This window comes from Streptomyces sp. NPDC059002 (assembly GCF_042740435.1).
Taxonomy (GTDB): Bacteria; Actinomycetota; Actinomycetes; order Streptomycetales; family Streptomycetaceae; genus Streptomyces.
Genome location: NZ_JBHYJI010000033.1, coordinates 94,626 through 100,932, shown reverse-complemented (window position 1 = coordinate 100,932; position 6,307 = coordinate 94,626). Strand labels below are relative to the sequence as shown.

Genomic DNA, 6,307 nt, shown 5'->3' with positions numbered 1-6,307 from the left:
CGACCAGCCAGTCCACCTCGGCCCGTGCCTGAGCCGAGGCCAGTATCCGCTCGAAAGTGCCGTCGGTGGACCAGCGGGCAAAGCGGCCGTGCACGGTCTGCCAGGGCCCGAACCGCTCCGGCAGATCCCGCCAGGGCAGTCCGGTGCGGAACTTGAACACGATGCCTTCCAGTACCTGACGGTGATCACGCCAGCGGCCCCGGGCCCGACCGGCGGGCGGCAGCAACGGAGCGATCACCGCCCACGCCGCATCAGAGATCTCGGCTGCATCCCTCACACCGAACCCAACGATCCGATGATCGGAAAGACACCCCCTAGGGCCCGCCAGGGCCCCGGCCCGGGCTATACGTCGCGCTTCTCCAAGAGGGCGAACGCGCCGGCCAGGGCCGCGGCCGTGACGACGAGGAGCACCACCAGCTGCGAGCTGCCGCCGGTGCCCGCGTCCTCCGCGCCGAAGATCTTGGCGAGGGCGGTGATGGCGTTGTAGTCGTTCATCTTCTCGCCGAGCGACTGCGTGCTCTCCCAGATCATCAGGAACGCGGGCATGATCGCGGGGACCAGGACGAGGCCGAGCATCGCGGTGATGGCACCCGCGGAGTGCCGCAGCATGGAGCCGACGGCGAGGGCGAGCACACCGAGCAGTGAGACGTACAGGCTGCCCTTGAAGACCGTGCCCATCCACGGGATGTCGCCCGCCTCGGGGCCGCTGTTCATGCTCGACGTCACCAGGCCCACGAACAGGATGGCGCACGCGGACACCACGAAGGCCGTGACGAAGAAGACCAGGACCTTCGCGGCGAGCACGCGGTGGCGCTGCGGCGACGCGGTGAACGTCGTACGGATCATGCCCGTGCCGTACTCGGACGAGGTGACCAGGACGCCCAGCGTGATCAGGCAGATCTGCCCGAGCATCAGGCCGAAGAAGGCCGGCACGGTGAACGGCATGTCCGCGTAGTTGCGCGGCTGGGTGTTCGCGGCGGCGAGCAGGCCGATGCCGACGACGAGGGCCAGGAAGATGCCCAGGGTCCACATCGTCGAGCGGACCGACTTGATCTTCGTCCACTCGGAGGCGAGGGCGTTGCCGATGTGGGTCTTCGTGACCGGGATCGGCGAGGTGTAGGCGTTGGCCATCGCCTGCTGCCAGGCGGAGGGCGGCGCGGGGGCGGCGGGCGGCGGGGCCATCGGGGCGCCGTGCGGCGCGGGCGCGCCGGCCTGCGCGTACATCTGCTGGGGCTGCTGCGCCTGCGGCTGCTGCTGCGGAGTCGGAGGCGTGGTCATCGTGCATCCTCGTTGTCGGTGGCGCGCTTGGTCATGTCGGGGGCCGCAGCCGCGGCCGGAGCCTGCTGCGGCGCCGCGGCGTAGGGGTTCTGCCCGTCCTGCGGCTGCGGCATCGCGAAGGGCTGACCGCCCTGCTGGGGCGGCGGCGGCGCGTACCAGCCGGGCTGGCCCTGGCCGGGCATCGGCATCGGCGGCTGGCCCTGGGGCAGCGCACCGGGCTGCGGCTGCTGCTGCAGGCCCGCGCGCTGGTCGACCGTGGAGCGGTAGTCGACGGCGCCCTGCGTCATCCGCATGTACGCCTCTTCCAGCGAGGCCTGGTGCGGGGAGAGCTCCCACAGGCGGACGTCCGCGCCGTGCGCGAGGTCGCTGATGCGGGGCAGCGGCAGGCCCGTGACGCGCAGCGCGCCGTCCTGCTCGGGCAGGACCTGGCCGCCCGCCTCGGTCAGCGCGGCCGTCAGCTTCTCGCGCTGCTGCGGCTCGCTGTCCGGCGTGCGGACGCGCGCGAAGTCGGCGGAGTTGTGGGAGATGAAGTCCGTCACGCTCATGTCGGCGAGCAGCTGGCCGCGGCCGATGACGATCAGGTGCTCGGCGGTGAGCGCCATCTCGCTCATCAGGTGGGACGACACGAAGACCGTGCGTCCCTCGGCCGCGAGCGACTTCATCAGGTTGCGGACCCAGAGGATGCCCTCGGGGTCGAGGCCGTTGACCGGCTCGTCGAAGAGCAGCACCTGCGGGTCGCCGAGCAGTGCCGCGGCGATGCCCAGGCGCTGGCCCATGCCGAGCGAGAAGCCCTTGGAGCGCTTCTTGGCGACGTCCTGCAGTCCGACCACGCCGAGCACCTCGTCGACCCTGCGGGCCGGGATGCCGGAGAGCTGCGCGAGGCACAGGAGGTGGTTGCGGGCGTGCCGGCCGCCGTGCACGGCCTTGGCGTCGAGCAGCGCACCGACCTGGCGGGGGGCGTTGGGGAGCTTGCGGTACGGGTAGCCGCCGATCGTCACCTGCCCGGTGGTGGGCGCGTCGAGCCCGAGGATCATGCGCATCGTCGTCGACTTGCCCGAGCCGTTGGGGCCCAGGAAGCCGGTGACGGTACCCGGCCGCACCTGGAAGGAAAGGTTGTACACGGCTGTCTTGGCGCCGTAGCGCTTCGTCAGGCCGACTGCCTCGATCATTCTCCGCACCCATCGAATGGTTCAGGACGTCGGGGCACACGCCCCCGTAAGGGTTAGGAGGATAGCCGGGAGCTGACGGTTCCAGCCAAGAGCAGGCAAAGTCGCCGTCCTGTCGCGGGCGCCCCGAGGTTGCCCCCGAGAGCCGCCGGGAATGACCCTCCTCGCACCGCGCGAAGCGACGGGACCGACCGCATTCAGGGGGCTCACGTGAATGTGCTCAGCGGACTCAGGACGCCCGGCGGGCTCAGGACACCCGGCGGACTCAGGGGGCTCGGCGCGCTCAGGACATCCGGCAGGCTCGGCGCGCGGAACCGGCACAGCGGACCGCATCCCCGCCACCACACGTCCGCCCGGCTGTGGATCGCCGCACGCTCCGCGCCCGCACTGCTCCTGATGACCCTCGGCGGTCTGGTCACCCTGTCCGTGGCCATCGCCGCCGTGTGGACGCTGACCGACGATTCGGGGCGGGGCGTGGGGGAGCGGTTCGGCGACGCGGAGCGGCTTCTGAATCTGGGGCTCACCGCCCTGCGGGCCTGCGTGGGCACCGACAGCCTCGACCCGGAGCCCGGCAGCGCGAGCCACGAGCTGCTCGCCACGCTCGCCTCGGTCACCGGTGCGCTCGCGCCCGCGGTGGTGCTCGGGATCGTCCTCGTCAAGCTGTTCGCGCTGCGGCCGTTCGTCTGGCGGCGGCGCGCGAGCGTGTCGTACGCGAAGTACGCGGACTTCTCCGAGTACGCGCGGGCCCACCGGGACAGGGACGACGCGATCATCGCGGTGCGCTTCTACAGCCGCTTCGACAATCTCTCCGTCGTGGACCTGCGGGCGCGGGCCTATCTGCGCTTCCTCGAGCCGTCGCCCCATGACGACGGGGCGAGCCTGATCATCCGCCAGCAGTGGCTCCGGATCCTCGACGAGAAGGGCGAGCCCGCCGATGAGCGGTCCTGGCTCGCGGTCGACCGCGGGGCGCCGTTCACGGTGTGGATACCGGTCGGGGCGCCCGTGTGCCCGCTGCCGCTCCAGGAGATCCAGGGCAAGGACCTGTCGGTCGCCGTCGGTGCCAAGTTGCTCGTCAGGGTGACCGCGCGGACGGTCGGTCTGGGCACGGAGGTGGCCGACGAGCGCTGGTTCGACATCAGGACGGACGACTTCGAGAGTGGCCGCTTCGCTCCGGTGAAGCCCGATCTCACCAAGGCCGTGTGGGAGTGGGAGGGCTGGCGGGACTTCGACGAGCTGCTGAGCGAGGGCGGGGACGGGCCCTAGGCGTCGTCGGCCTGCCCCGGGAAGCTCGCGGGCCGCACCCAGCCCGCCTCGCGGAAGGCGCGGCGGCCGCGTTCGCGCCGTGCCGGATCGGCGGCCGCACGGCACACCCAGGACGCCGGATCGGGACCGAGCAGCTCGCGCAGGACCGGTGACCCGTCGAGCAGCGCGGAGAGCAGGGCCGCCTGGTCGCCCCCGCCGGGGCGGGGCAGGCCGGTGGCGGGGTCGGTGAGGACGCTGTGCGTGCTGACGTAGACGTACGCGGCGGTGAGCGGTTCGCCGGACGGCAGCGTCATCGCGTGCGCGTCGCCCCGCAGCAGCACGCGCCGGTAGTTGAGTTCCGTGCCGTCGACCGCCGCGAGCTGGGCCGGGTCGAGCCAGGAGACGACGAGCGTGGCCCCGGCCGCCGGATCGGGGTAGGGGGCGGCGGCCACGTATCCGGCGCGGCCGATGTGGGCCGAGCAGCCCACGCCGATGCCGCGCGTGCGCACGGGGACCATCGGCACGGCGTCCGGGAGGCCGTGCCGGGCGAGCTTGTGGGCGAGCTGGCCGGGGGAGGCGTTCGAGCCGACGGCGATGACGGGGTCGCGGTGCGCGGTGTCGGCCTGCCCGAGGTCCGTCAGGAGTGCGTCGAGCCGTCGGCCCGCCACCTCCCACGCGCCGATCCCGCCAGGTCGTACGCCGAGTGGGAGCAGCTCGGCGCCGGTCAGCAGGGAAGGGGCCGTGACGGGCAGGCCCGGGTAGCTGAGGGGCTGCAGGGCGGGCACGCCGTCCAGGCCGAGCGCCGCGAGCCCGCGGTCCTGCGTCGTCACACGCCCCGCCCTCTCCTACGCGTCCCGCTTCTTCAGCAGTACGTACCCACCGAGCAGCGCGAGAACGACCCACGCCACCATGATCGCGAGCCCGCCCCACGGCCCGTAGGGCGTGTCGTCGTCGAATGGCGTCTTGACCTGCATGATCTTGCTCCCGGCCTGGTCGGGCAGGAAGCGGCCGATCTTCTTGGTCGCCGAGACATTGCCGAGGATGTTGGAGATCAGGAAGAAGAACGGCATCAGGATGCCCAGCGACAGCATCGGGCTGCGCAGCATGGCCGCGACGCCCATCGAGAACATCGCGATGAGCGTCATATAGAGCCCGCCGCCGATGACGGCGCGCAGGACGCCGGGGTCGCCGATCTGAGCCTTGTACTGGCCGAGCATCGCCTGCCCCACGAAGAACGTGATGAAGCTGGTGGCGAGGCCCACCACGAAGGCCAGCACCGTGGCCACCAGGACCTTGCTGAACAGGAACGTGCCGCGCTGGGGGACCGCGGCCAGCGAGGTGCGGATCATGCCGGTGCTGTACTCGTTCGAGACGACGAGCACCCCGAAGACGATCATCGCGAGCTGGCCGAGGGACATCCCGGCGAAGCTGATGAAGGTCGGGTCGAAGGTCAGCTTGTCCTGGGCGTCGAGCTTGTCGTAGTCGTTCTTGGACAGGATGCTGATCAGCATCCCGAGGGCGATCGTGACCACCACGGCGAGGCCGAGCGTCCACACGGTCGACGACACCGAGCGGATCTTGGTCCACTCCGACTTCAGTACCTGCGTCGCGGCCATCGCTCAGGCCTCCTTCCGCTGCTGCCAGCCATCGCCCCAGCCGGTGGTGTCCGGGGGCGGCGCGCCTTCGTGGTCCGCGTGCGCGTGGTACTCCACGGACTCCGCGGTGAGCTGCATGAACGCCTCTTCCAGCGAGGCCTGCTGGGGACTCAGCTCATGGAGTACGAGCTGGTGGCTCGCGGCGAGTTCGCCGAGCTGCTCCGATGCCGTGCCGTCCACTTCGAGGGTGCCGTTGCCCGCCTCGACGGCGGTGATGCCCGCCTCGTGCAGCACGTCGAGCAGCCGCTCGCGCTGCGGGGAGCGCAGCCGGACGTACGACCGCGAGTTCTGCCGGATGAAGTCCGACATGGAGGTGTCGGCGAGCAGGCGGCCCTGGCCGATGACGACGAGGTGGTCGGCGGTGAGTGCCATCTCGCTCATCAGGTGCGAGGAGACGAAGACCGTACGCCCTTGCGCGGCAAGGGACTTCATCAGGTTCCTGATCCAGTGGATGCCCTCGGGGTCGAGCCCGTTGACCGGCTCGTCGAACATCAGGATCTCGGGGTCGCCGAGCAGCGCGCCCGCGATGCCGAGCCGCTGGCCCATGCCGAGCGAGAAGCCCTTGGCCTTCTTCTTGGCGACGGCGGTCAGGCCGACCGTGTCGAGGACCTCGGTGACGCGGCCGCGCGGGATGCCGTTGCTCTGGGCGAGGCAGAGCAGATGGTTGAAGGCGCTGCGGCCGCCGTGCATGGCCTTGGCGTCGAGGAGGGCGCCGATGTACTTGAGGGGGTCCTTCAGCTGGGAGTAGTGCTTGCCGTCGATGCGGACGGCCCCGGCGGACGGGTTGTCGAGCCCCAGCATCATGCGCATGGTCGTCGACTTCCCCGCACCGTTCGGTCCGAGGAAGCCGGTGACGATGCCGGGGTGGACGGTGAAGGTCAGATTGTTGACGGCCACTTTCTCGCCGTACCGCTTGGTCAGCCCCTCGAGCTCGATCATGCGGCCACGCTAAAACGTGACAAAGCC

Annotated in this window: 7 protein-coding genes; 1 reads left to right on the top strand and 6 read right to left on the bottom strand. The window is 70.9% G+C overall.

The features are described 5' to 3' along the window. From ACFWZ2_RS26895 to ACFWZ2_RS26885, 3 genes are all read right to left on the bottom strand, one after another. Positions 1 to 277 (bottom strand): transposase (locus ACFWZ2_RS26895; protein WP_384549869.1); only part of this gene is annotated, 277 nt, incomplete at its 3' end. Positions 278 to 342: 65 nt separating this feature from the next. Next, a complete protein-coding gene (locus tag ACFWZ2_RS26890; RefSeq protein ID WP_384549879.1) occupies positions 343 to 1,182 on the bottom strand; it encodes an ABC transporter permease in 840 nt (279 codons plus the stop codon). 92 nt (positions 1,183 to 1,274) lie between these two features. Beyond that, positions 1,275 to 2,447 carry an ABC transporter ATP-binding protein gene (locus ACFWZ2_RS26885; RefSeq protein ID WP_384549868.1) on the bottom strand — a complete coding sequence of 391 codons (1,173 nt, stop codon included), beginning with the start codon at positions 2,445 to 2,447 and terminating at the stop codon, positions 1,275 to 1,277. A gap of 207 nt (positions 2,448 to 2,654) precedes the next feature. Between ACFWZ2_RS26885 and ACFWZ2_RS26880 the strand changes: the two genes are divergently transcribed. Beyond that, positions 2,655 to 3,707, top strand: a complete 1,053-nt coding sequence (locus tag ACFWZ2_RS26880; protein ID WP_384549866.1) for a hypothetical protein — start codon at positions 2,655 to 2,657, stop codon at positions 3,705 to 3,707. On the opposite strand, the gene ACFWZ2_RS26875 is transcribed toward ACFWZ2_RS26880, so the two are convergent. From ACFWZ2_RS26875 to ACFWZ2_RS26865, 3 genes are read right to left on the bottom strand one after another with little or no spacing between them, the layout of a single operon-like run. Beyond that, the gene (locus ACFWZ2_RS26875; RefSeq protein WP_384549864.1) at positions 3,704 to 4,516 is read right to left on the bottom strand and encodes a hypothetical protein; all 813 of its coding nucleotides are present in this window, start codon (positions 4,514 to 4,516) and stop codon (positions 3,704 to 3,706) included. The two genes, ACFWZ2_RS26880 and ACFWZ2_RS26875, sit on opposite strands and share 4 nt — an antisense overlap. 15 nt (positions 4,517 to 4,531) lie before the next feature. After that, positions 4,532 to 5,302 carry an ABC transporter permease gene (locus ACFWZ2_RS26870; protein WP_384549863.1) on the bottom strand — a complete coding sequence of 257 codons (771 nt, stop codon included), beginning with the start codon at positions 5,300 to 5,302 and terminating at the stop codon, positions 4,532 to 4,534. 3 nt (positions 5,303 to 5,305) lie between these two features. Next, positions 5,306 to 6,280 carry an ABC transporter ATP-binding protein gene (locus tag ACFWZ2_RS26865; protein WP_384549862.1) on the bottom strand — a complete coding sequence of 325 codons (975 nt, stop codon included), beginning with the start codon at positions 6,278 to 6,280 and terminating at the stop codon, positions 5,306 to 5,308. Positions 6,281 to 6,307: the final 27 nt, after the last annotated feature.

Coding starts and splice junctions, on each gene's coding strand:
- ACFWZ2_RS26885 (WP_384549868.1), bottom strand. CDS start 2,447: ATGATCGAGGCAGTCGGCCTGACGAAGCGCTACGGCGCCAAGACAGCC.
- ACFWZ2_RS26870 (WP_384549863.1), bottom strand. CDS start 5,302: ATGGCCGCGACGCAGGTACTGAAGTCGGAGTGGACCAAGATCCGCTCG.
- ACFWZ2_RS26890 (WP_384549879.1), bottom strand. CDS start 1,182: ATGGCCCCGCCGCCCGCCGCCCCCGCGCCGCCCTCCGCCTGGCAGCAG.
- ACFWZ2_RS26865 (WP_384549862.1), bottom strand. CDS start 6,280: ATGATCGAGCTCGAGGGGCTGACCAAGCGGTACGGCGAGAAAGTGGCC.